Below are 1,697 nucleotides of genomic sequence, written 5' to 3' on the forward strand. Positions count from 1 at the left end.
GGAAAACTGGTGGATGGATTTCTTTCTAAAAGTTGATTCCAATAAAAAAGCCTAAGATCTTAGGCTTTTTTATTTTTTCTTGAGAAATTTTATAAGTAAATATATTCCTCCTATGATAACTATAAGCCAAAAAACGAAAGGAATAATACCTAAAATATCCATAAAAACCATCCTTCAATTTTTTAAATTTTCTTTTTGCTAATCAAGTTTCTGTTGTTAAAAAAAAAACGTCTAATGAATCCAACAATTAATCCAAATCCTAATATTATTAGAACTATATAGCCATTAGACAATTTTCCTTGAAGTAGTAGAAGAAACAGCAATACCGAGATTACTACAACCACGAATAGTAAAACAACATCAATTCGCTTCATGAAATCATCTCCTTTTCTTAGTTGATACTTTACTCCCGTTGTGTTGGAAATCATAACTAATAATAACATTTTTTTCTTATTCTTATTTTGTAAGTGTTTAATAGAATTAGATAGTATTTTGCTAGTTAGTTAACATAATGCGTCTTATCCCAAGCAACCAACAAAACAAAAGACGGAATTCGGCCATATTTGGGCAAATTCCGTCTTTTTAGGTTTGGGAAATACATATAAACTTGGAACAATAATGATATCGGCGATCTTTCATTTTCTTTTAATTGCTGCGGATTGCTAGTTAGTTTCATGTTTGACAACAAAAATCAAAACAGAGACAACTCCCTCAGTTGTCTCTGTTAAGGATTACATAATAAGGAGGTATTACATGATCAATAATATGTTTGAAATGAAAGAAGTATGAATTGCTCACTCTCTTTATCAGTGTTAATCACCGTTCCAACTCATTTCTTTGCCCTTTTAAGCGTTGTTTTTGCTTCTCATTAGGATTTACCCCTCGAGTTTGGTTTCGGGCCTGTTCTAGGCCTCGGATGATGGCTGACAAGAATTCTGTGCTTGCTCCATAACCACCTTGATGCTTCCCTAACTGTAAATCTTCGATTTCTTTTATTGTTTTATCTTTCAAGTCCATATTACTTAGAATCTTATCTCGATTATGAATAAAGTGGTCTTTATCTCGAAATCCTTCTTTTTTTAAAGATTCTTGGCACTTACTCTGTATGTTTAAAAGGTCGTCATAGGCTTTCTTATTTGTTTCAGAATGAAGTACCTTTCCTTTTAACAAGGGATTACTATCAATTTTTTGCAAACGTTGTTCAATCTCTAATAATTGATCAAAATACTTTTCTACCCTTTGGATTCGCTGAATACCTACTTGGAACTTTTGTAAAAAGTTTTTATGTTCTTCAATATGTCTGTTCCGAGCACGAATAGTGGATTTAATACTATCTATACCGACAATCTTTTCAGCTTTTTTATTAAGGTTATTTAGCTTTTGCGCAGTCTCATACGATAAGAATTTTTCGGCATTTTGAAGTTCAGGATAGTGAGAAATGACTTTACGTATGACTTGCTGCTTTATTATTTCTTCGGTTTGCTTTAGAACTATTTTCTGTTCAATGGATGTCAGATTGTTTTCTTGAAGCTTTTGAGTAGCTACTTTCAGTTGTTTATTCAAATTCTTTTTAGCAAATGGAATCTCTTCCACTTTAGCCAAATTAGCTTCTTTTAAGCATTGAGCCAAATGCTGTTCTTGCTCTGGAATTTCACCTTGTACTTCTGTAATCTTATTGCGTAAAATTTCTTTTTCTT

General features: G+C 31.9%; 1 protein-coding gene. It reads right to left on the minus strand.

Going from position 1 to position 1,697, the window contains the following annotated elements:
* Nucleotides 1-816 precede the first annotated feature (816 nt).
* The coding region (locus ACF1AG_RS34795) for a hypothetical protein (RefSeq protein ID WP_391811051.1) at nt 817-1,697 on the minus strand (881 nt) is incomplete at its 5' end.

Source organism: Streptomyces sp. NPDC014764, assembly GCF_043082785.1.
Lineage (GTDB): Bacteria > Actinomycetota > Actinomycetes > Streptomycetales > Streptomycetaceae > Streptomyces > Streptomyces althioticus.